The 24,393-nt window shown below is 39.4% G+C and carries 22 protein-coding genes; 11 read left to right on the top strand and 11 right to left on the bottom strand.

The genetic code is table 11. The features are described from left to right. Window positions 1–39: 39 nt before the first annotated feature. Window positions 40–795: a response regulator transcription factor gene (locus AAH582_RS13565; RefSeq protein WP_343318007.1), complete on the bottom strand. Its 756-nt coding sequence runs from the start codon at window positions 793–795 to the stop codon at window positions 40–42. 150 nt (window positions 796–945) lie between these two features. On the opposite strand from AAH582_RS13565, the gene AAH582_RS13570 reads away from it, so the two are divergent. Both AAH582_RS13570 and AAH582_RS13575 read left to right on the top strand, forming a co-directional pair. After that, a complete protein-coding gene (locus AAH582_RS13570) occupies window positions 946–1,752 on the top strand; it encodes a DUF5694 domain-containing protein (RefSeq protein ID WP_343318009.1) in 807 nt (268 codons plus the stop codon). A gap of 85 nt (window positions 1,753–1,837) precedes the next feature. Beyond that, window positions 1,838–2,569: a DUF3667 domain-containing protein gene (locus AAH582_RS13575; protein WP_343318011.1), complete on the top strand. Its 732-nt coding sequence runs from the start codon at window positions 1,838–1,840 to the stop codon at window positions 2,567–2,569. A gap of 44 nt (window positions 2,570–2,613) precedes the next feature. Here AAH582_RS13575 and AAH582_RS13580 read toward each other — a convergent pair whose 3' ends face one another. The 3 genes from AAH582_RS13580 to AAH582_RS13590 all read right to left on the bottom strand — a co-directional run bounded on the left by AAH582_RS13580 (window position 2,614) and on the right by AAH582_RS13590 (window position 6,659). Then, window positions 2,614–4,329 carry a hypothetical protein gene (locus tag AAH582_RS13580; RefSeq protein ID WP_343318013.1) on the bottom strand — a complete coding sequence of 572 codons (1,716 nt, stop codon included), beginning with the start codon at window positions 4,327–4,329 and terminating at the stop codon, window positions 2,614–2,616. Window positions 4,330–4,469: 140 nt separating this feature from the next. Then, window positions 4,470–5,414, bottom strand: a complete 945-nt coding sequence (locus tag AAH582_RS13585) for an aldo/keto reductase (protein ID WP_046672831.1) — start codon at window positions 5,412–5,414, stop codon at window positions 4,470–4,472. Window positions 5,415–5,603: 189 nt separating this feature from the next. After that, a complete protein-coding gene (locus tag AAH582_RS13590) occupies window positions 5,604–6,659 on the bottom strand; it encodes an NAD(P)-dependent alcohol dehydrogenase (protein WP_046672832.1) in 1,056 nt (351 codons plus the stop codon). Between the two features lie 197 nt (window positions 6,660–6,856). Between AAH582_RS13590 and AAH582_RS13595 the strand changes: the two genes are divergently transcribed. Continuing rightward, entirely contained in the window at window positions 6,857–7,423 is a 567-nt protein-coding gene (locus AAH582_RS13595; RefSeq protein ID WP_286752045.1) for a YceI family protein, read from the top strand. Window positions 7,424–7,848: 425 nt separating this feature from the next. Further along, window positions 7,849–8,433 (top strand): hypothetical protein, encoded by a 585-nt coding sequence (locus AAH582_RS13600; protein WP_046672834.1) that lies wholly within the window; start codon window positions 7,849–7,851, stop codon window positions 8,431–8,433. 32 nt (window positions 8,434–8,465) lie between these two features. Here AAH582_RS13600 and arr read toward each other — a convergent pair whose 3' ends face one another. After that, window positions 8,466–9,209, bottom strand: coding sequence for an NAD(+)--rifampin ADP-ribosyltransferase (gene arr / locus AAH582_RS13605; protein WP_046672835.1), 744 nt, complete (start codon window positions 9,207–9,209; stop codon window positions 8,466–8,468). 268 nt (window positions 9,210–9,477) lie between these two features. Continuing rightward, window positions 9,478–10,704: an amidohydrolase gene (locus AAH582_RS13610; protein WP_197083989.1), complete on the bottom strand. Its 1,227-nt coding sequence runs from the start codon at window positions 10,702–10,704 to the stop codon at window positions 9,478–9,480. A gap of 361 nt (window positions 10,705–11,065) precedes the next feature. On the opposite strand from AAH582_RS13610, the gene AAH582_RS13615 reads away from it, so the two are divergent. After that, entirely contained in the window at window positions 11,066–11,740 is a 675-nt protein-coding gene (locus AAH582_RS13615) for an ankyrin repeat domain-containing protein (protein ID WP_343318020.1), read from the top strand. 169 nt (window positions 11,741–11,909) lie between these two features. Here AAH582_RS13615 and AAH582_RS13620 read toward each other — a convergent pair whose 3' ends face one another. After that, complete coding sequence (locus tag AAH582_RS13620; protein WP_343318021.1) at window positions 11,910–13,094, bottom strand: metallophosphoesterase; 1,185 nt, start codon at window positions 13,092–13,094, stop codon at window positions 11,910–11,912. 314 nt (window positions 13,095–13,408) lie between these two features. Between AAH582_RS13620 and AAH582_RS13625 the strand changes: the two genes are divergently transcribed. The 4 genes from AAH582_RS13625 to AAH582_RS13640 all read left to right on the top strand — a co-directional run bounded on the left by AAH582_RS13625 (window position 13,409) and on the right by AAH582_RS13640 (window position 18,288). Next, a complete protein-coding gene (locus AAH582_RS13625) occupies window positions 13,409–13,927 on the top strand; it encodes a DUF2975 domain-containing protein (RefSeq protein ID WP_197083990.1) in 519 nt (172 codons plus the stop codon). 3 nt (window positions 13,928–13,930) lie between these two features. Then, window positions 13,931–14,137 (top strand): helix-turn-helix domain-containing protein, encoded by a 207-nt coding sequence (locus AAH582_RS13630; RefSeq protein WP_046672837.1) that lies wholly within the window; start codon window positions 13,931–13,933, stop codon window positions 14,135–14,137. 69 nt (window positions 14,138–14,206) lie between these two features. Then, window positions 14,207–15,079 (top strand): ABC transporter ATP-binding protein, encoded by an 873-nt coding sequence (locus tag AAH582_RS13635; protein WP_046672838.1) that lies wholly within the window; start codon window positions 14,207–14,209, stop codon window positions 15,077–15,079. Between the two features lie 2 nt (window positions 15,080–15,081). Further along, entirely contained in the window at window positions 15,082–18,288 is a 3,207-nt protein-coding gene (locus AAH582_RS13640; RefSeq protein WP_343318024.1) for a M1 family aminopeptidase, read from the top strand. A 73-nt stretch (window positions 18,289–18,361) separates the two neighbouring features. Here AAH582_RS13640 and AAH582_RS13645 read toward each other — a convergent pair whose 3' ends face one another. Beyond that, window positions 18,362–19,567, bottom strand: coding sequence for an aminotransferase class I/II-fold pyridoxal phosphate-dependent enzyme (locus AAH582_RS13645; protein ID WP_343318025.1), 1,206 nt, complete (start codon window positions 19,565–19,567; stop codon window positions 18,362–18,364). 144 nt (window positions 19,568–19,711) lie between these two features. Here AAH582_RS13645 and AAH582_RS13650 point away from each other — a divergent pair, with 144 nt between their 5' ends. Beyond that, on the top strand, window positions 19,712–20,170 hold the full coding sequence (locus tag AAH582_RS13650) for an Lrp/AsnC family transcriptional regulator (RefSeq protein WP_046672840.1): 459 nt from the start codon (window positions 19,712–19,714) through the stop codon (window positions 20,168–20,170). A 6-nt stretch (window positions 20,171–20,176) separates the two neighbouring features. Here the strand turns inward: AAH582_RS13650 and AAH582_RS13655 are convergent, their stop codons facing one another. Beyond that, entirely contained in the window at window positions 20,177–21,199 is a 1,023-nt protein-coding gene (locus AAH582_RS13655; RefSeq protein WP_046672841.1) for a bestrophin family protein, read from the bottom strand. Between the two features lie 267 nt (window positions 21,200–21,466). On the opposite strand from AAH582_RS13655, the gene AAH582_RS13660 reads away from it, so the two are divergent. Next, the gene (locus tag AAH582_RS13660) at window positions 21,467–22,003 is read left to right on the top strand and encodes a hypothetical protein (protein ID WP_343318026.1); all 537 of its coding nucleotides are present in this window, start codon (window positions 21,467–21,469) and stop codon (window positions 22,001–22,003) included. A 38-nt stretch (window positions 22,004–22,041) separates the two neighbouring features. Here the strand turns inward: AAH582_RS13660 and AAH582_RS13665 are convergent, their stop codons facing one another. Next, the gene (locus AAH582_RS13665) at window positions 22,042–22,611 is read right to left on the bottom strand and encodes a gluconate 2-dehydrogenase subunit 3 family protein (protein ID WP_343318027.1); all 570 of its coding nucleotides are present in this window, start codon (window positions 22,609–22,611) and stop codon (window positions 22,042–22,044) included. Between the two features lie 21 nt (window positions 22,612–22,632). After that, a complete protein-coding gene (locus AAH582_RS13670) occupies window positions 22,633–24,321 on the bottom strand; it encodes a GMC oxidoreductase (protein WP_046672844.1) in 1,689 nt (562 codons plus the stop codon). Between the last annotated feature and the right edge of the window lie 72 nt (window positions 24,322–24,393).

Genomic DNA, 24,393 nt, shown 5'->3' on the forward strand with positions numbered 1-24,393 from the left:
GCGCTTGCCCTGAACATTTCAACATCCGTCAAGCCGTCGTTACAATAACCTATTATTCAATGCATAAACCAATGCTTCATTCATGTTACTTACCCCCAGTTTTTCAAATAATTTTCGCCGATGAAATTTCACCGTGTCAATGGAAACGAAAATTTTTTCGGAAGTTTCATGAATGGTCAGACCGCGATGATAAAAGCGTAAAATTTCTATTTCACGTTCGGTAAGGTTAATCTTTTTTTGGGAGTTCCATTTCCCGGTCAACAGATCCAACTCCCAGACTAAGTTGGAGTGCAACTTTTCGATCGTCACGTTACCCGAAGACACATTCGTAGATAAAGATACGATACAAATTGCCTTCCATATTTTTCCCTCTTCTGTCAAAAAAACCGGCGTCAGTTTATGATTAATCAAAATAAACTTGTTATGCGCATTTTGTATCTGAAAATCATACGATATAACATAAAGCTTCCGTTCCTCGATGGGTATTTTTTCGTAAAAGCTGAACCCCGCTTCGTTAATCGTAATGAGCATCCGGAAATCATCGGATGGAACATATTTTTGATAAAAGCCATAGCCCATTTCCATCACCTCTGTGGCTGTTAAACCTGCGAGAAACAGCGGGTTGTCTGAAACAAACTCAAAGCTTTTGGCCTGATAATCGATTAGGTAGATACTCTGGTAAGTAATTCGTGAGAAAGCTTTGACAAGCTCAATATAGCTATGCGTCTGCAGGATGTCCTTTTCTGAAAGACGATCAACAGTATTTTTTTGTGAAAATAGCGCGTTAAAATCCATAACGAAATTCTAAGTTTCGAAGTTAAATAAAACTACACTCAAGTGTAGCTTTTATTTGGACAAACTGTAATACTTTTGGACAAAACAGCTAGAAAAATACAGCTAACTAAACGAAAAGCCGGAAAAAACATAAAACCATTTCTTACACAGATGCTTATTAAAACTATACAGATTCGAAATATTGGAATCGCCCTTGGGGTCTTATTTTTTGGGAACAGCTACGCACAGCAGAAAATTGAAGTTTTAAATTTTGGGACATTTCACATGAGCTATACCCCTGATGCCCATAAAGTGGAATTTGATGAAAAAGATCAAAAAAACAGGAAAGAAACCTATCAAGTAGCCAAACTGTTGGCTGATTTTAAACCAACCATCATTTGCGTAGAAGTCATTCCTGAAAAAAACAGAGAATTGAACAGTGACTACAGGTCTTTTATAGACGACAAAAGCCATAAAGCTAAGTTTGGTGGTGAAATAGCCTTAATCGCTTATGAAGTTGGCAAACTTGCAGGGGTAAAAACAATTTATGGAATTGATGAACAACAAACCGCAGCATATAATTACAATATTGCCAATGAACTGGAGAACCAGGTGGATACTGTAACGTATAAAAACTACATGGGAAAAATCATGAAGGAATTCACTCCTATTGATCAACTCTCCATTTTAGATAAATTAAAGGTATTTAATCACAAAGAGACCTTGCAAAAATTTATCAATGTAAACGCTGATATCTTAACCTACAGTAGTACAAAAGGTAATTTTGAAGGAGCAGACGAAGCCAGTAAATTTTACCGAAGAAATCTACGGATACTCTCCAATTTAAATCAGATCCCTGTCACTGCGCAAGATCGTATTTTGCTGATAACCGGTGCTACTCACGCCGCTTTTCTTGGTGAGTTTTTGCAACGGAGCCCCAAATACAAGCTTGTAGACGTTGCTGAATACCTCCAATAAAACAGGTCAGTACGGAAAGACCCCTTGCTCTACTTTCAAATGAAATAACATAGCTAACCTAAATTACTTAAAGAAAGACTTCAACATGATAACTTGCAAAAACTGTGGCACAGATATTACGTCAAAATTCTGTCCCGATTGTGGTCAACCTGCAATGCTAAAAAGAATAGATGCGCATTATATCTCCCATGAAATAGAACATGTACTTCATTTTGAACGCGGCATCCTCTATACCATTAGTGGATTGGTGACAGCCCCAGGCAAAAATGTGCAAAATTACATTTCTGAAAATCGTAGCCGGCTAGTCAAACCTATTATTTTTGTTATTGTAACCTCTTTAGTGTACTCAATTATTGCCCACTTTTTCCATACTGAAGAGCGGTATATGCAGTCAATTAACAACCATGGTATTGGAAGTGAACTCATCATCACAACCAACATCTTCCGATGGCTGCAAGATCATTATGGGTATGCTAACATCATTATGGGAGTCTTTATCGCCCTTTGGACTAAATTATTCTTTAGAAAATACGACTATAATCTTTTTGAAATCATCATCTTATTATGTTTTATTATGGGGATGGCGATGTTAATTTATGCATTTTTTGCACTAGTTGACGGTATCACGCACCAGCATCTTATCCTATACGCAACTATTGTGTCCTTTGTATATTACTCCTGGGCCATTGGACAGTTTTTTGATAAGGCTAAAAAGATCAGCTATTTCAAAGCATTTGCTGCTTTAATAATAGGTTTTGTCTCCTATTTGATCGTCATAATATTCATTGGCATTACCCTGGATATACTTATAAAATAGCCATATTGTAACGAAAGCTGCCCTGCGTCTCAAAAATCACCATGTTAATTGATGCGATAAATAGGATAAAGAAGATGTGAATCTTCATAGTAAGGTGAATGTTTGTATATCCAATCCAGCTGCGCACTACTACTCGCAGCAAGTTTAGGGTTATTCATCTTCTCGCGTTCAAAGGCAGCTCTTAAATCTTTATTCTCTTTTAGAAGCTCGGCTGCTGTATCTTCAAAAACATACGCTGAATAATATTCTTTCTGTCCTAAGATCGCATCAAAGAAATTCCAATTAAAATAAGAGTCTATTGCTTCAGGTTCTAAAGTTTCCAGCAAGAACTTTACACCGTCCTGATTCAAGGGGACTAAATAATCACCGGCACGAAAGTTTACCTTATTGGATTCCCGGAGGAGGCTGGTGTCAAAATGTAAATAGTGGCCTTCGTAAGGACTTGAAGTTGTCTTGAAATCCTTAATTCGATACTGTTCCACCGCTATTACTGTATCTTGTTTAAGCGGAATCATTTTGATCTGATTGATTGTTAGCAAGTTAATAATTTTCCATTCAGACTGCGGAATGACATAATACGATGGAATAGTTACTTCTTTTGTCGGAACATAGGTATTATATAACTTAACTTGTTTTGAAAACTTCGCGTTTCTATCATACCACAATCTATCTTTCGAGGAGACATCGCTTGGCTTATATTTTGCCTCGAAGCCCTTAAAGTCCAGTGATTCATATTTCGATGAATCAAGCTTCCATGCTAGGGCATATTTATCCCCTATTTGATATTGCTTGAGGTTTTCAGTTCTTTTTTGTTTGATCTCCTTATAATGCTGTTCCATAAAATCCAGATTACAACGCATATAATCATAAGTCGCTTTGACACGTTCTTGATAAGGTTTCAACATGTGTGTTTCTACCACGGTTCCGATGACATTAAATAGACTGGTGTAACCTGTTGCATATCTTGGCGAATCCATAAAAGTTGGAAAACCACCATCAGGTACATCGTTGTGGATGTTAACATAGGGAACAGACATAAACCCTTTCTCCTGGAGATCTTTGAGTAAGGTTTTTTGCATGTTGTTATTAAAATAATTACCTAAAAGGTTTCCCAGACGTTCTTTGTTTGTTGAGATATAAGTGAAGGTGTACTGATAATCGGCCCCATTGCTCACATGATTATCGATAAAAACATCCGGCTTGACCCAATGGAAAATCTGCTGAAAACTGCGCGAGTTTTTGGTGTCTGTCTTAATAAAATCCCTATTTAAGTCATAATGCCTTGCATTTCCACGAAAGCCATACTCTTCAGGGCCATTTTGGTTAGCTCGGGAAAAGCTCCCACGATTTAACATTCCACTGACATTGTAACTCGCGACCGCAACAACGATAACATTTTGAGGTGCCTTTACCTTTCCTGTCGCCAAATCTCGCATGAGCATCATAGTGGCATCAATACCATCGGGTTCTCCGGGATGAATACCGTTGTTGACCAATAAAATACATTTCCCTTTCCTGGCGACTTCCAGTGTCTTTCCAAACGGATTAAATACGACCACATCTATTGGTTTATTGTTATCGTCTTCTCCCTTTGTTTCATAATGAATTGATGAATATTTCTCCGCCAATTCCTGATAGTAGGCCCGCATTTCTTCAAATGTTGTGGATTGATTACCATTGCCCCGTTCATAAGGTGTAGGCATTTGCGCATAACTTCTGCCAAAAAGCATAAAAGAAAATAATATCAGGAAACGTTTCATAAGATCAATTTAGCGTCCAATTTACGATAAACTTGTTAAAATACATAAGCAATCTCCACCGTCTATTAAGAACGACTTCTCAATAAAAACAAAATCCCTAAGAAATAAAGGGATTTTGTCATTACTCTTTTACCGGTATTTTAATTACTAACCTCGTTTAATAATTCGATATCTTCTGTATCTAATTTAAGAGCCGGTGCCGCACATAGCGTATCCAATTGACGCTCACTCGTGGCACTCACAACGGGAGCGGTAATCAGCGGTTTAGCCAACAACCATGCTAATGCTACAGTGGCCTGTGTTGTACCATGCTTCTCGGAGATAGCATCGAGCGCTTTCAGGACAGCTTTACCTTTAGCATCAAAATATTTTTTGATTCCACCGCCCCTTGCCGTTTTATCAAAGTCAGCTTCAGTACGGTATTTACCGGTCAAGAAACCTGCTGCAAGCGACCAATATGGAAATACACTCAACCCATACTTCTCGACCAATCCCGCATAATCTGTTTCAAAACCTGCGCGCTCTACCAAATTGTAATGCGGTTGCAAAGCAACATATTTTGGAAGGCCGTTTTTCTCTGCTACATCAAAGCTTTCCGTTAAACGCGCTGGCGATACATTAGAAGCGGCGACATAACGTACCTTGCCTGCCTCTATTAAGTCCGCATAAGCCGACAATGTCTCTTCCACAGGGGTTATGTTATCATCAAAGTGGGTATAGTATAGATCTATATGATCTACTCCCAACCGTCGCAGTGAATCATCGGCAGACTTCAAAATATGTTTCCTTGAGATATCATACCCATGTTCCTTAGTCTCGGATCCAACTTTTGTTGCGATCACTATATTATCACGGTTACCGCGCCTTTTTAACCATTTTCCAATAATTTCTTCAGACTGCCCTCCAGTTCCATTTACCCACCACGAATAGGTATCTGCCGTATCAATAAAATTAAACCCTGCTCCTACAAATTTATCTAGCATTTCAAACGATCTCTGTTCATCTAATGTCCAACCGAAAACATTCCCACCAAAATTAATTGGCGCTATCTGCAAGTCTGTGTGTTGTATTTCTATCTTTTTCATTGAAATCATCTATTAATTGTTCCTTTAAATAAAAAAATAGCTATGCCTTTCCAGCTGAAAAGCTCAAGCTAAAGTTACGGTATTCATCTTGAGCCATATCAGTATTCTTCACATCTAATTGTCAAAACGCATAAAGATTTTATTGCGATTAAAAAAACAGGTCGGTTCTTTAACCGACCTTTTACAACGTTACTTTTCAATAGACGACATGTCGATTACGAAACGATATTTTACATCACTGTCCAATACCCTTTGATAAGCCTCATTTACATAGTCGATATCAATCATTTCTGTTTCGGGTAGAATATTATGTTCAGCACAAAAATCAAGCATATCTTGAGTTTCTTGTATTCCCCCAATGCTGGAAGCCGTTAGGATCTTATTTCCACCCATGATTGAACGTCCATTGATCTCCATGGGGGCTGCCGGGATTCCTACGCAGATATAAACTCCTTTTGTTTTCAATAATGCAAGATAGAGGTTATAATCATGCGGTGCTGATACGGTATCAATAATAAAATCAAAATACGATGAGAATTCCTTTATTTCATCTGCCTCATGCGTGTTTAAGAACTTGTGTGCTCCAAGTAGAGCAGCATCCTCCTTCTTACGTGGAGAATGGCTTATCATTGTGACTTCTGCTCCCATTGCTACTGCAATTTTAACAGCCATATGTCCCAATCCACCTAAGCCCAACACACCAACTTTATGCCCTTTGCTAATATTCCATCTTTTTAATGGCGAATAGGTGGTGATTCCAGCACAGAGTAGCGGTGCCACCTTTTTAATATCCAACGATTCCGGCACATGCAGCACAAAGTCCGCATCCGCAACAATATTATTGCTGTAACCACCAAAAGTATAGCTGTGATCATGCATCACATCCTTGCTGTTGTAAGTCCAGACGGTCTTCTTTTCTGAACAGAACTGTTGTTGGTCTGACTTGCAGTTATCGCATTCGCCACAGGAAGCCACCATACAACCGACACCTGCCAGGTCTCCTTTTTTGAACTTAGTCACTCCACTACCAACGGCACTTATCCGACCGACAATTTCGTGCCCGGGAACAATTGGGTATTGTGTACCACCCCACTCGTCATGTACTTGATGAATATCGGAGTGACAGATCCCGCTGTACAGGATATCGATTAAAACATCGTTTGCACCAAGCTCTCTCCTTTCAAACTCCCAGTACTCAAGTGGAGAATTACTATCTTTCGCCGCATAACCTTTCGACTTAATCATATTATTTTTTTTATAGACCACAATTTGGATGCGAAGATATCTCCGATCCCCTATTTACATTGTACTAAGTTAGCGGGTATTGATGACGAATAGAGCAAGACAAATAGAATATTGACACTCCGCAAACAAAAAACAAGTTTAAACATAGAAATATCCGCACAAGACCATGTATATTTGAGTTCATATAAATCATTTCAATGAAAAGAACCAGTCTAACACTAGCAATTATTTGCTTAACATCAATGGCCTTCGCCCAAAAGATAAGCTACAAAGTGAACACCCAAAACTCGACGATCAAATGGAATGCTAAAAAGGTTGTTGGTGGTCATGTGGGAACAATCAATATACAAGAAGGCACGGTACAGACAGAAAAAGGGAAAATTACCGGCGGTGGTTTTACCATAGATATGAATTCCATGGCTTGTACAGATGCACCTAAATTGACCGGACATCTAAAAAATGAAGATTTCTTCAATGTGCCTACCTATCCCAACAGTAAATTTGTCATCAGTAAGGTTGACAATAGCAAAGGCAACCCAATCATAACAGGCAATCTGACAATCAAGAATAAAACAAAATCGATCTCCTTTCCAGCAAAAGTCACTACAACTGCAGATGGGCTTTCCGCTGAAGCTATTGGAGTCAAAGTAAATCGACTGGACTTTGATATACAGTATCGTTCAGCAAGCTTTTTCTCCGACTTAGGCAATCGCGCTATCGATGATGAATTCACCTTAGATATCCTACTTAAGGCTGTAAAATAAAAACTACTGGAGCCATTTGTTAATACAGATGGCTCTTCCTTCATTGCCTCATCGTACCAAGAATCGATATGATTTAATCGAAATGGTTTGAATAGAAAACTCCCCTGTAGGGACTGTTGACTTCGGTCATCGTTTTGCTTTCCCCAACTATTGCCGGTCATCCGGATTGATTATGACGTGATCCCAACACGGTCTATTATCAATACGTCTAGCTGGTTTAATGTACGCATGCCTATATAGAGAACCTTAGGTGCAGGTATTTATCCCTCCTCAACATAGCGCGTCCGCACATTTCTACAGCAGCAAACAAAGACTCTGTTAAATTAGATTTGATTCAAATTGCACTTAGCAACCGATAAGATTGACGAAAGTAAAGTTTTAAAATTATCTTTAAACTCCCAAAAGTAAGGTTAGACAAATTATATATGGAGAAAATAAAAACTTTTCAACAGCACGAGCTTAATAGAATTAGAAAAAATTGGAGTGACAGTGGCCTCGCATTTGAAAAGTTGGGAAGATCTTCTAACATAGCAGATTATTCGGATCGCGAGATCAATGAAATGCTTCTCGGCGTATATAAAGACAGTAAACATCTTATGGTCGATGAAGGCTACTTTATCGATCTCACCCAAGCCCGTAAAGCCAGCTGTATTTTGGTTGATGTATCCTATTCAAGACGTATCAAACCTGCTCCAAACAGCGTCCTTAGTCTTCAGGATATCCGTAATTTTTATATTGAAGATTATTTCATAGAAACGGAAGAAGCATTTTCCAATAGATACAAACATAAGATAACCGGTTATTTAAAAAAGATCGGCGGCATCAGTTTGGGCAAAGGGCAATACAATGACCTGTATTCTATTCCGAACGATTTTAAAACTTTTTTCGGCGATACGCCAGCCGATCTGTTCTATCCGATCCAACGTTATATCAATGGTTTATTTTTTGATGACGATTATCGAATTTCAGCCTTCGAAGTTATCAGCAAGATTGTTATCAGTAAGACATAACTCCGATTGCCGGAGCAGGCGCTCGTGATTTCTTAATTGATAATGTCGCCGCCACTCTCGTCTAGTTTATCACGAAATTTTTCAAGTTCCTGAGTGCCGGGTTTTGCCCAATCAGCAACTTCACCAATAATTTTTAATGGAAATTCAGATCGATAGGAACGTGTCGGATTTCCGGGGAATTTCTGATCCGTCAGGTTGGGATCATGCTCATAATCACCGGTAGGTTCAACAATAAATACGCGCTCGCTACGCTCACCTTTTGCGAGTGCCGCTGCAAGTCCAGCCCCATTCATCAAGGCTGTAAAGTAAATGTGGTTCATTTTTAAGTCGGCTTGATAGTTGGAATTGAAGCCTGGAACCAATAAATCGCCGATTTGTGCATCTGCTTTTGTCCCATGATAAAAAGGTCCCTTATCAAAGGGAATATTTTTATAAGAAGAGGCCAGCCGAGCATACTCACTTGCCATTGCTTCTTCTCCTAACCCTGTGTAACAGGCGCAAATCTTCAAATACAATCCGGGCAATGCACTAGTCGTCCGGTCATCGTTGATTACCAATGCATGCTCTAAGGCTATGTGTAGCCATTTCAGACTATCCGACAGCGATTTCTGTTGCCGCGATACAAAATAAGCTGCAAAAAACTTTTCGTGGTCATCACTTGCCTCCCGATAACCTTGCATAAAAAATGACAGTGATTCCTCCGCTCTACCGCTTTCTTCCAGTTGTATTCCTTTTAGACAAAGTTTGACAACTTCATTAAATGGTGAAAATTCCATCGTATAAATTATTTTTTATCCAACATAAATTATTCTCGCCTCAATTACAAATGACCACTCCTTAAAAACATCTGTTCTACAGCAAGGCCTTGGACGTGAAAAGCCAGTTATGAGAATAACCGGCTCTTCAACAAAATTGTTCTCTTAATTTCAACATTTCTCCACGCAACAACGTACAATTGGTTGGGCATTTAGGAAACGACACATTGCTGGAATCCCGAAGGCAGTTAGCATTCGGAGCGCAATTATTATCCGATAGTGGCGTCCTTTAGAACACAATATTGCCTTTGTGGATCAATGAAGTCACCGGTGAAATCCGAGAAACTGCTTCAGCAGAACAACTTGCTTCAACAAAAACCATGCTTGCTTCATCGCCCACTTTCGGCCATTGTTGATTTCCATTATTATCCAAAGGCAATTTGTAACGTGTGGCGAAAGCGAGTGTTCTGGATAAGCCGAATTCTGTTCCATAGCCATACAGCTCAGCAATTAGATTCGCTTTCTGGAGCATGTTTCCCGAACCAAAGGTATTCCAGTGATCTTGAATATTGTCATTTCCAATCAAAACTTCCACACCATATTTTCGAAGTGTCGGAATAGGCATAATCATATTGCCAAAAGGCACGGAGGAGACGATTCCCACGCCCGCCTCGGCAAGACGCGCCGCAATTTTTTCAACTTCGACATTTGCCAGTCGACTAAGTGCAAAAGCGTGGCTAACAAAAGCTTTTCCTTTTAATTGGGGGTTTTCCAATGTTCGGTCGATCAAAAAGTCGATTGTCTTTAGACCACTTTCTCCCATTTCATGGAGATGTATGTCAACTCCCTTATCGTTATCAAGCGCCAACCGGGTAATCTGCTCCATACTTTTTTCAATACTTCCGTCCAAAGAGTACGGATCCACTCCACCGATGAAACTAACAGCATCCAGTTTTGCAACATCCTTCAAAATGGGTAAGGTATCCGTATAATAGAGGCCATGCTGTGGAAAAGCAACCAGCTCCGCGTCTACCGTGTCTTTTTTTGATGCAAGCGCCTTTTCTAAATTTGTTAGCGATCTTAGTCCAGATGTTGGATCAACATTGAAATGCGAACGAATAAAATCAGTTCCGTATGCCTGCAGAAAATTCAGCATTTTGCCCGTTCTTTCGACCGATGTGCTTAACCATTCAGGAATCATCTTTTGCTCATACGCGATCATATCTTTTACGGTATGCCGCGTGGGAGATACTGCTTCCCATGGCAAACCAAACAACATTTTATCCAAATGGGCATGCATATCCTTAAAGGCCGGCAACATCAAATGTCCTTTTGCATCGATTCCATTGGCATTTGGGGTATTTGGTTTGATTCCTTTGATCTTACCCGCTTCAACTTCTACACAGCATAAAGCGGTATTTGTGCTTATTACTTCCTCTCCATCAAACTCGAATCCTGTCTCAAGCCGTACGTTTTTTAAAATATATGTTTTAGCTTTCATATTTCTTTTGATCATATTCTTTTTTTCTAAAATTTACTAGACAATAGAAACGGTATTATTTTTTCCGCTTTTATGACTTAGTTTGACCAAAACAAAGGTCGCGATGATTTTTCTGGATGTTTTGCAGAATACATCTCGAAGCTTGAACAATTTATCACAACGCAAACTTTGACTTAACATTGTATGTGAGCAGGAGCTACACGAGTACACTTTCAGCCTGTGTTTGACCAATAATAGCGACATTTAAGATCCACGCTTGTAATAAATTGTCCAACAGATGGAATGAAAACCACATTGTAAAAACAGCCCTATCTCCTATTTTTGTATTAGACGTCAAACTTATTCGACAGTTTATTGAAAATTACAGCATAAAAGAATGATGAAAACAACTTTAATACTCCTGATCATGATGAGCATAACAAGTTCGTGCCAATCGGCATTAACAGAAAACTCCTATACTGAAAATTCGTCCCAGGAAGATATTATTCAATTGGTCATTAAAAATGACCTGCAGGGAGTAAGAAAAGCACTAGAAAAGAAGGCCAACGTAAACAGCAAAGATGCGAACAAACGTACGCTTCTACTTATCGCTACAAACAATGGAGCTCTTGAAATGGCCAAATTATTGGTAGAATATGGCGCCGATGTCAACATTCAGGCTGATAATATGGATAGCCCATTTTTATACGCGGGAGCAAGTGGGCAAGTTGAACTCGTCCAGCTTTTCTTAGATCACGGCGCTCGCTTTGATTTATTTAATCGATATAATGGCACAGCTTTAATACCGGCATGTGAACGTGGACATGTAGAAACGGTAAGATTATTGGCCAATACTAAAAATTTCCCATTAGATCATGTCAATCGCTTAGGATGGACCGCTTTGATGGAAGGAGTTATACTCGGTGACGGAAGCAAAAAATATCAGGAAATCGTTCAGATTCTAAAAGATGCCGGAGCAAAATTAGATATTCCGGACTTCGATGGTAAAAGCCCGTTGCAACACGCACAACAAAGAGGCTTCAATGAAATTGTTAAGATACTAACATTATAAATATCAAGGTTCATCTTCCATTAAATGGTCAAATTTAAATAAAATTTCAGTAAGGATCTCACCATGCTGCAGATCAGTGTATGTTTCACCAATTAAAGGAAATGAACCTTATCGACTAGAAATGAACCTTATCGATTTATAGATTAGCGTTGTATCTCATACCAAAATATCAGGTAACGCTTTTCCGTAATGTGATAACTGTAATTTCGGGCCAAACACCTATCCGCCCTTTTAGGCCGTGAAAACCAAAACCACGGTTGACATAAAGATATTTTCCCTGTTTTTGATAAAGTCCAGCCCACTGTTTATAAAAATATTGAATTGGACTCCATTTTAACCCAAATAGTTCTATCCCAAACTGCATACCATGTGTATGACCAGCCAGCGTTAAATGGACATGTTGATCATAGTCCAAAGTAACATGATCCCAATGTGAAGGATCATGAGACATTAAAATTTTAAACGTATCTTTGTCTAATCCAAGAGTTGCCTTAGCCAAATCGCCATATTGATGAAACCCTCCTTTTCCCCAATTTTCAACACCAATTAACGAGATACGCTCACCTTGCTTTTCTATAGCTATCGATTCGTTTAGCAACAATTTAAACCCCATTTCATGATGAATTTCCTTGAGCCTATTCAAATTTAAGGCTTTTGATTCCATACTTTCCCATTGCACATAGTCCCCATAGTCGTGATTCCCAAGGACAGAAAACTTTCCCGAAGGAGCTTCTAATCGGTTGAAGTCTGAAACCCAGGGTTCCATTTCGGAAGCCTTATTATTGACTAGATCGCCCGTAAACAGTAACAGATCACTGTTTTGTGCATTGACCAATTCGATACCTTTGCGTACTCTTTTGATATCAGATAAACTCCCTGAATGAATATCCGACAGCTGTGTAATTTTAAAACCGTCAAACGCCGCAGGTAGATCAGGAAAACTCAAGACTTCCTCACGCACTTTATAAAAATAACGACCTTTCGTTAAACCGAAAAAAATAACCAACAGCATGGCTCCCGCCAAAAACAATACAATTTCACTCAAAAATAGACTTCGTGGAGGAAAGGAACTAAAAATACGCATAAGATCTTCAACAAATAAAAAGGGCACTGCAAGCAATTTTGGGATGAATACAATTAAAAATGCTGTGATCAGACTTGTGGCGGTCTGCTGGACATCATAACCCGTTCTCCGTAAAAAAATTAAAGTAAAAACACCCAAAAACAGCAGAATATCAATCCCCCAATACATGTTGTGCCAAATTGAACCATGAATAACCGTACTAAACGCCTGAAAAAAATAGATATCCCCCAAAACGAATAGGAATATTATCAGTAAGAGTCTCTTTGCCATAGTGATTAAAGTATTGATTTTAAATCACTAATGATATGCCAAAAGATAATTTTTAACTTTTACAGCCCTTATCCTCTTAAATAGTGATGTCTATGTGACAATCGCATCGCTGTTGGCAGGGATCGATATAAGGGTTGTACGATCGGTCTAAATTCCTGTCAATATGTCGCACTAGCCTCCACATTCTCGGAGGCGCCAAAGTGAATGTAAGTGTTTGAGCATCCTATCATTTCTCCAGAAATACTTTATTTTAACAAATAATTACCGTGCAACGGTAATTATTTATATATTTACAGTATCAAACCAAATTTTACATGATGAACCGGACAAAAATAATCGGCAGAGTCTTATTCTATATAACTTCACTTTTAGGGAGCTTATATTTAATCATAACCCTGTATGCGTTGATATGCCTGCTGACAGGCTGGAACACAGCATCCTATGGCAATGGAATGTTTCTTCATATCAACTATCCGTTTACCATAACGCCCTTGATGAATGTGGATAATAACGTATCGTACAAAGTATTTTCATTCATACTACCCCTGTCATTCTATACCATCTTTTTTCTCTTGTCTGCGCAAATATTTAAATTGTTTACCCGAAGGAAGCTATTTACCAAATTTCACCTGCTTATACTCAAACGGTATTACAGGTTAAATCTGTTACTGCCAATCGTCTGCACGGCTATTGCCGCAGTATTTGTTACAGTCGAAGGGGGAATTGCCATACTCATTGCTGTACATTTCATTTTGGGCATTTTTGTTTTTTTCCTCGCGGAAATCTTCCGGCAAGGCCTCCATTTACAGGATGAACAAGATTTATATATCTAGTATATGGCTATTGTTGTAAATATAGATGTAATGCTGGCCAAACGAAAAATGCAAAGCAAAGAACTTGCAGAACAAATCGGCATTACACAAGGTAATCTTTCGGTATTAAAAACGGGAAAGGCAAAAGGAATACGTTTCGAAACGCTACAAGCGATATGCACTGTATTGGAGTGTCAACCAGGTGATATATTGGAATTCGTACCTGATTAGCGCATAAAACCATGATATCAAACATTAAAAGGACCCAGATTGTGATGTGGGCGTAAAGACAAGTCAGTTATGAACCAGTTAAAAATACAGAATCTTTCGAAAACGTATCCTAACGGGGTGAAAGCAATTACGGAGCTTTCATTACATATCGGTCAGGGCATGTTTGGGCTGCTTGGTCCGAATGGAGCTGGAAAATCGACATTAATGAAAATCATTGCTGGTTTAGAACAGGCAGATACCGGTTCCGTTGTATTGAATGATGTCAATATTTTAAATGAGCCCTCTTTTATAAAGAAACAGCTCGGTTACCTACCCCAAGATTTTGGAGTATATCCGCACCTATCGGCTTATCAACTCATGCATCACCTTGCCGTACTTAAAGGAATTAAAAAAGAAGGACGAAAAGAACATATATTAGATTTGCTCGCACGTGTAAATCTTTACGAATTTCGTGACAAAGAAGTTCACAATTTTTCGGGAGGAATGCGGCAACGTTTTGGTATTGCGCAGGCGATGTTGGGTTCGCCACAAATTATCATTGTAGACGAACCCACAGCGGGCCTCGATCCGCAAGAGCGCAATCGTTTCAACAATCTACTTAGTGAAATCGGGGAACAGATGATAGTGATCCTTTCAACACATCTAGTGGAAGATGTGCGAAGCCTCTGTGCTCAAATGGCTATTATCAACAACGGAAGTTTGATGGTCAATGGCGCACCCAACGACTTTTTAAAATCGTTGGAAGGCCGTATTTGGGCAAAAACGATTGACAAAAATGAATTACGTTATTTTAACGAAAATTTTCACACCTTATCAGCCCAATTACACGGGGGGCGTCTAGACGTCCATATTTATGCCACAAAAAGCCCAGGGAATGGTTTTGAGCAAATTAAACCTGATCTTGAAGATGTCTATTTCACACATTTATCTCAAATTGTATAGCCATGTTTATCGACTACTTTCTACTGGAAGTCAACTTTTACTTTCCAAAAAAATGGTTCCTGGCACTATTATTCTGTTTTTTAGCATTTGGTTATTGGGTTAGCGTCATAGCTTCTTTTTCATTTGCCGGTGTTTACGCCAATTCTCCCTTTGTGTTAACTTACACCATAGGATTAGTATCGCTATTGAATATCTTTACCATCGTTATTTGTTCATCACAAATATTTTTACGTGAAATAGATGCACGATTTTCATCGCTCCTGTATACAACCCCGGTCAATAAAAATATTTTTCAACTGAGTCGTTTTGTGCTGGTGTTTCTGATCACGGCCCTTACATTTCTATTCTTTATCCTTGGGCTGATGCTCGGTCATGCTTCACAAGGAGATGAACATGAGAAATTTATGTCATTCCGTATGCTCAACTACCTACAGCCCTATATACTACTCGTCCTTCCAAATATTTTTTTCTGCACCGCAACTGTTAGTGCAATTGCTTGGACCAGCCGTAGTAAAATGCTTGTTTTTCTTTCGGGAGTTTTCATTTATATCCTATACTTCGCTGTCTCTTTATTTTCGAATTCGCCATTATTTGCCAACGCATCCCCCGTTTCCTCCGAGACCATGAGCCGGATGGCCATAGTCGACCCTTTTGGTCTGGCTGCTTTCTTTGAACAATGTCAGTCATGGAGCCCAGCTTTGAAAAACTCGACATTGCTCCAGCTCAAAGGAAATTTTTTGATAAACCGGATTGGTCTACTTGTATTTTCATCTGCATTGACGTTACTTGCGATCCGTCGAGCACGTTTTCATTGCACGACAAAAAAGAATATAAAACCGCCGCTGCAAAAGGCTGGAAACCAGCCAATCCTTCCTAGGGGACAAATAAGCATATCCGAAAAAGGTTGGCTTTATGATTGGCATACGCTTTATAGCTTCCTAAAGATTGACCTTCGAGCCCTACTAAAAGGTTTACCCTTTGTCGTTGTCATTGCGCTATGGTTGTTTTTTCTAGGTATGGAAATATACAGTAACATCGATGCAGGAATGCGCCTACCACAACGCTATGCCAGCACGGGATTAATGGTTCGGAACATCATCAATAGCTTTCCTCTTTTTTTACTTTCCGTCCTATCTTTTTATGGCATGGAAACAGTCTGGAGATCTCGAAGTACGCGGATATATGTACTCGAAGACAGCACTCCAGTACAAGTAACAGTTGTCATGCTGGCCAAGTGGATCTCGTTGTGCTGTATTGCATTATTACTTATTACAATAAGCATTCTGCAATGCATGGTTCTTCAACTTATATTCCAATATCCAAAAATTGAATGGAATCTATATCTAAGTCTTTTTTATATCCTTGGCGTCCCATCTCTACTGTATGCTTCAGTTATTATCAGTATACAGACTATTGTGGGACTAAAATATCCAGCATTACTTTTGACAGTCTTGTTTTTTGCATTGACCAATTCCTTTATTGGTACCATGCTTGGCATAGAGCATCCACTTTTCCGTTTTGCAAAATCTCCCTTAAACTATAGCGGCGACATGAATGGGTTTGGCGCCTATCTGCATGCATTTGGCTCTAAAATGATCTACTGGACTTCCTTTTCGGCCCTTATCGCTATTGGCACAACGCTCACCCGGCAAAAGGCAAGATCTTTTTCAGTAAACTTAAAATCGCATTCAAGGTTAAAGGTCTTCGCTGTGTTAATGGTTGCTGTCTTGTTGATTTCAGGCCATTTCATCTATCAGCGAACTCAAGTCGGCAATTCAGCAGCGGAAATCGATTGGATGCAACATTATGAACAGAAATACAGACACTATCAGCATATTCCCCAGCCAACGATCGTCTCGGTCAAAACCGAAATAGATCTTTATCCGACGTCAAATGAATATATCATTAGTGGCCGATATAAGCTAGTCAATAAATCAGCCGCTCCGCTGGATAGCCTATTACTTTACACGGATCCTGCTATGGAATTAGCACATGTCAACATAGACCGCGCTGTACAAAAAGCTAACGACAGCACCTATGGTCACCACCGGTTTAAACTAACAAGCCCCTTCATGCCTGGAGATTCTATTACAATGGAATTTACGATAAAATACAAATGGACACCGTTCAACCGTCACGATCCCATGAATGCCATCTTAGCTAATGGTTCTTTTATGCGTATCAGTCGCTATTACCCCATATTTGGTTATCAGCACCAAAATGAAATAGAAGACCCACTTGAGCGTAAAAAGCGAGCGCTGGGAAAAGCAAGCGCTTTAAAAAAGTTAGAACAGCCTGATGCTCTTCCCTACGACTATGGATATGTAGACCTTGAAACAATTATTTCGAGTGACAGTGACCAAACCTGTATCGCGACTGGAGAATTTATCAGAAAATGGCAAAAAGGAAATCGAAACTTTTTTCACTATAAATCAACAGGACCAATTCCCTTCCGTTTCGGAATATCATCAGCTGTATATATGGTTGAAAAATCCTCTTACGACAACATATCCATCGAGGTATATTATGACAGCAAACACGCGGAGAATGTTAAACAACTTATAAACGACGCAAAGCGAACTTTAGCCTATTGTCAAAACAACTTTGGAAAATATCCATTTAAAAGCATACGTTTCGTCGAAATATCTGGATTTGTTAGTGGATTTAACGCGACGGCTTATCCCGGTATGATTTTTATGAATGAGAACATGACCTTTCATTCAGATCTACGTCGCGAAAAAACAAGAGACGTCATTAATGAACTTGCCGGCCATGAGTTATCGCACCAATGGTGGGGTAACAGTCAAATTGACCCCGATGACCGGAGAGAAGGCGCTACAATGCTAACAGAAACGCTCGCTATGTATACTGAATTAATGTGTTATAAACACAAACATGGTCCCGAAGGAGTAAAGAAAATGGTCAAAATGTATCAAGATCTTTATGACATTGGAAAAGCAAACAGTGCAGACGAAGCTTTAATGAGAGTATCCCCTGGAAATACAAATGTTGCCTATTATAAAGGCCTTTTAGCCATGTATCAATTACATGAATTGATAGGTGAACAAAAAATAAATACTGCCTTGAGGACTTTTTTACGGCACTATGCCTTTCCACATCGACCGCCCACAAGTGAGGACCTAATTCATGAATTTCTCAGGATCAGCGAACCAGCATTGCACAAGAACATCCGTAAACTATTTTTGTAGAAAATGTCGAAACAGTTTACGGATCCTTTCTGTTGTCGTGAACTTTTTATTCAACTAATGGCGATTATCCGCATTATTGTAGAATCCCAATCTTTTGCATGCATGCTCTCATTTTTTGATAAGTGCGCTCAATGTCTTGATCTAGGCCAATGGAAAACCTGATCAATCCATCGGAAATACCCATCTTTAAGCGCTCTTCTTCAGGAATTTCTGATGACGTAGAACTACCTGAACAGGAGAATAGTGTCTTATAGAATCCTAGGCTGACGGCTAAATACCCTAAATTTTCAGCCTGCATCAGTTCCATTAATTCATTGGCTTTTTCAGTGGTTTCCACATCAACAGTCATTAAGCCTCCAAAACCATAGGTCTTATGCATCATGCTTTTCATTAATTCATGATCTCGATGCGAATGTAAGCCCGGATAAGATACCTTTAGTCCATCTTTCTCAAACCGTTCGGCAAGATACATCGCATTATAGCTATGTTGTCTCATCCGTATATGAAGTGTTCTTAAATTCTTCAATATACTCGCCGAACGTAAGCTGTCCATCGTTGGTCCCAATAACATACAGGACCCAGTGTTCACATTTTTCGTTTCATTAATAAACTCCTGACTTCCGCAATAAACCCCACCTACTGTATCGCTACTGCCATTAATAAATTTCGTTAGACTATGGATGACAAGGTCTGCTCCCAAAAGTATTGGCGATATAGACAACGGAGAAAACGTATTGTCGACAATCAGTTTTAGCTTGTATTTTTTACAGATGGCTGAAAGTTTTCTTAAGTCCGCCACATGCAATAAAGGGTTGCTCACGCTTTCGCAATACAGCACCTTTGTATTAGGTCTTATCGATCTTTCGATTTCGTGGGCATCATTAATATCCAAAAATGTTGTCTCAATCTGGAAAGGTGGGAGAAAATTTTTGAGAAAGGCATAAGTTCCACCGTAGATCGTCCTACTGGAAATGATATGGTCGCCGCTTTTACATAACTGTAAAAGAACTGTTGTGATCGCTCCCATACCCGAAGATGTTACATTGGCCGCAGCGGTATTCTCCATTTTTGCTAAAGCTTGCGCCAAATACAAATTCATTGGCGACGAATGTCTTGAATAGAGATAACAACCCTCTGCGTTCCCTTCAAATGTGTCGAACATTTTTTTAGCGGAAAGAAAGGTATAGGTAGAACTGTCTGAAATTGATGGATTCACACCTCCAAACTCACCAAAGTATTGCAAATCTTGAATTTCATTTGCAGCGTTAAAATTATCCATATTTTTATCTTTAAAATTGAGATATTTTAGATTATATTACAAGTGATTTTACTTATATTAGAATATAAATCTATTATATCAACGATAATTAGTTAAAACATCTGAATACTTTAAAAACTGATAACAAATACAAAAAAATAATCTATGCACTTCGACGAAATTGACCTTAAGTTATTGCGTTTTCTCCAAGAAGATGCGAAACAAACGACCAAAGAACTGTCCTACAAGCTAAGCTTGTCGGTGACAGCAGTCTATGAGAGAGTCCGCAAGCTCGAAAATACGGGAATTATCGCAGGCTATGTCGCCATACTTGATAAAAAGAAGATAGCAAAAGATTTCCTCGTATTATGCCACGTAAAATTAACACAGCACAAAAAGGAGTATATCTTACAGTTTGAAAAAGAGGTCATGAACCTTCAAGAGGTAACCGAGTGTTTTCACGTGAGTGGCGACTACGATTATATCCTCAAGATTTGTGTCAAGGACATGGCAGACTATCGCAGCTTTATGTTAACAAAACTAACTAGCTTACAGCATATTGCAAGCACCCATAGTTCCTTTATGATCGCTGAGGTAAAAAATACATTGGTAATAGATCTGTAAGAAGTTCTAAACCAACACACCGTTTTTCGATGCAATAGCTTCCGGAAGATCCTCATCTCCCACCATCTGCAATAAATCAATTTCAATGGTCCTACAAATGGAAAGCATCGGTACATCAAACATCAGACCTCCAAAAGGATTTTCGGTATAATCGCCGACCAATTCCATTACAATATAAATCCATCCTATGACAACGCAAAAAGGAATACTGGTCCAGATACCCCAGTCCCCTAATTTCGCAAATTCATTCACGAGGCCCAAAGGAAGTAGAATGATTAAAATAACATTGAAGACAAAGGCTGTACTGGCAAACTGCCTAGGTGATGGAAATTTTTTGATCCTTTCTGCCTGTCCTTGATAATCGTAAAATTGATTCAGGCAATTCTGCAGTTGCGTTTGGTTAAAATCCGAAATAATCTGATCATTTTTCAACGCATTCACTTCTTTTGCTTGTTTAGAAATCAAATAAGTCGCAAAATTTTTATATTCGCTCTGCAACTTAAACTCCTCCGCAGAAAGATATTTACGCAAAAAAATCGAAGTTCTACTATAATCTGGAAAGCCAGCCTTTATCAACCTGTTCCGTTTCACATTCATTGAACCAAAATGTTTTTTCATGCTGATATGCTCCCACTCTGTCGGGACCAACAACTGCTCACGAAAAGTATAGAGCCAGGCAATGTGACGATAAGCGATTCTTTTCCTCCGTTCCTCCAAATCGGTATGATCACCGTCTTGGGTATCAAAAGCATATAACATAGCCGTGAACGAACGACTTGAATTGACAATTCCACCCCAGATTTTTCGGGCTTCCCAAAGCCTGTCATAGGCTTGATTATTTTTAAAACCAACGTAAAAAGATTCGGCCGTTCCGATTAATGCCAATGGCACCCACGGAATTATCATCCACTGCCAATTGAAAAAATAATAAATGACCGCCACCAAAGAACACCAAAGCGTCAGCCATATTAAATGTGCGCCCGCTAAATTAAATATTTGTCGATAGTTGAAATACTTGGTTGTGATCATAAAAAGTAAATATCTTCCTTTATTAAAAACGCTATGAAAGTACAATTTAAATTGTAACTGTCCAATACTTCAAATTGTTTTCGGCATAACGACATTTTATCAACTAATTTCATCGCGATAGATAGGTCCAACAACTACAACAATCTTACGTTCATCATGCAGTACTGATTAATAAACACGTATAAAGCACTATTGTATAATTTTATGCATTTGATTAATTTTAATCTTACGGATAAAAACAATTGCCAAACATATAACAAGGATACGATGAAGATAAAAGCACTTACATTAAATATAGGTCTTTTCCTTTTTGCTGCAACGACTTTCGCGCAAAATAAAGCCGACTTAAAATCATTGTTAAATAAAAACAGTGAATTTGTATTTCCACAGACAGTGGATAAAATTGCCGCTACATTGAATGTGAAAACAGAATTCTATGAAGATGCCAACGAAGAAAAGTATGCAAAATGGATCACAAAATTCGGTTTAGAACTTTATAGCAATTATGGGGCTGATAAATCCGTCAATGAACTATTTTTTGATATACCAGAAGACAAGTTTTTGATTGTCGAAGGATTGCCTTTTGATCTGGCAATCAATAAAACAACAGTCAAAGAGGCTCTTTCAAAATTCAGCCAACACGATGTCAAAAAGCAAAAACTTGATGCGGGAAGCTCGTTTCCGGGCGGTACCAGACTGACGATGAAAACAGGAACACATTTTACCACCCTACTTTTCGATAGCAAAAATCTGTTAAAGTTCATAGGCTTGACCACCTCTTTAATTGACCCCGCTGCCAATTAAGGACAAGGGGTCAATATCAAATTTATACGATTTATTAGCTAGGTTGCCCAGGCATGATCACCCTTTTGATAAGGGAAATCGCCATCATATTTCCCAGGGATTTTCACATAACGGAATACTTCCGTCGCTCCCAATTTTGAGCTAAAAAATGTAAGGAGAGTAAGCTGTTTAAACAGGGTGAAAAAATGAGGCAGATCGTTAGCGGATTTCTTTTCATCATAATCCTGCGCTTCCTTGTCCAAAATATCGACAAAGGCCGTTTGGTCTTTCTTTTCAAGTTGCTGAAAATTACGTCCAAATTCTTTCTTGGCACGTTCGTCAATTCCAGCTGTTCCGGTCAGAAAGACCTGCTGTTCTTCAGGTTTATAGCAGTCTCGCACCAGAACGGGAATCTCAGAACCTACACCAGCTTCTTTCGCTCCCGGAGTAGTGGTCTTGGGAAGAATGGCCTCAGCGAGATCGCCAAAAAAATCGATTGATTTTGGATCAAAAAGCATTTCTATATCTTTCGAAGCAGACCTTTGGCATCCTTCCAAAAATAAGGGAGCGCCAATAACTGTTCCGCCCATGAGCATGGCTACACGTTGTATTGCTTCTCGTCTATTCATAACTATTACATCATAAAATAATTAAAGATTCCCTTTTTTTAATTCATTTACAGCAAAATCTACTGCCCTTGCAGTAAATGCCATATAGGTAAGCGATGGATTCACACAGGAAGAAGAAGTCATAAAGGCCCCGTCTGTCACAAAAACATTTTTAGCATCCCATACTTGGTTAAACTTGTTTAATACCGATGTTTTCGGATCATTCCCCATGCGCGCTGTTCCCATTTCATGAATTCCCTGTCCCATACTAAACCCGTTGTCGTAGGTTGTTACATCTTTGACACCGATAGATTCTAACATTTCCTTCATTTCATTGCTTGCATCAACCCTTATTTTCCGCTCGTTATCCTTAATCTCTGCGTCTATTGCCAATACGGGAAGTCCCCATTTATCTTTTACCGATGAATCCAATAGGACTTTATTTTCGTGATATGGGAGTATTTCACCAAACGCGCTGAAACCCACTCCCCAGCTGCCCGGCTCGGCGATAGCATCTTTCCAAGCGCCGCCCACGCTCTTATTATCGACCTTACCCGACCATTGTCCCCTCGAAGCCCCGCCTTGATACCCAAAACCACGTACGTAATCTCTCTTCTTGGTATCGCCGGCAATATTGGCAAATCGGGGCACATATAATCCATTGGCCCGTCGACCAAAAATATATTTATCCTCAAATCCGTCTACTCTTCCCCCAGCCCCACTATTTAACATGTGATCCATCAGGTTATGTCCCAGTTCGCCACTACTGCTTCCAAGACCACCCTCCCATACATCAGTAGCGGAATTCATTAAGACCCAGGTGGAATTTAACGTTGAAGCACATACAAAGACGATTTTAGCAAAATACTCGTAGGTTTGATTCGTCTCCGCATCAACAATTTCTACTCCTTTAGCTTTCTGGGTATCACGATCGTAAATAATACTCTTTACAATTGAAAATGGCCGTAAGGTAAGGTTTCCTGTCTTCACTGCTGCGGGCAATGTTGCAGATTGTGTGCTAAAGTAAGCGCCGAAATTGCAACCCAACCAACATTTATTTTGGTATTGGCAGTTAACACGGCCATGGTGGGGCACTGTTATGTTGGCTACCCGGCCAATTATAAAATGTCGTTTTCCCTGATAATGCGATTTTAAGCGCGCAGCAAGGTCTTTCTCCACAATATTCATGTCCATGGGTGGCATAAATTCGCCATCAGGCAGCACGGCTATACCATCTTTATTACCCGAAATACCGGCAAATTTTTCAACGTGACTATACCAAGGTGCAATATCTTTATAACGTACGGGCCAGTCAATGCCATGTCCGTCTCTGCTATTTGCTTCAAAATCAACATCCGACCAACGATAACTCTGCCGCCCCCACATAAGCGAACGCCCGCCAACGTGATAGCCCCGGAACCAATTAAAGGGTTTAATCTCCTTATACGGACTTTCTGTCTCATTAGTCCAAAAGTCGATGTTCCCTTCATTCATCCATTGATTTTTAATTCCAAAAGGTAGGTAGTGCTGGGCGCGATCCAATGGCACCCGGCCCCGATGCGGAAAATCCCATGGATCTTTATTGGGTGATGGGTAATCTTTGATATGCTCAATATTGCGTCCTCTTTCTAACATAATGGTTTTAAGCCCACGCTCTGTTAGCTCCTTGGCTGCCCAGCCACCTGTGATCCCAGACCCGATGACAATTGCATCATAAACATTATTTGCCATTTATTTATAATTGGTTTATTGGGTTATTAAGTCTACTTCACAATCAAGCGCCACACAGGTGCCTGACAGCTT

The sequence above is a fragment of the Sphingobacterium multivorum genome (assembly GCF_039511225.1).
In the GTDB taxonomy this organism is placed as follows: domain Bacteria; phylum Bacteroidota; class Bacteroidia; order Sphingobacteriales; family Sphingobacteriaceae; genus Sphingobacterium.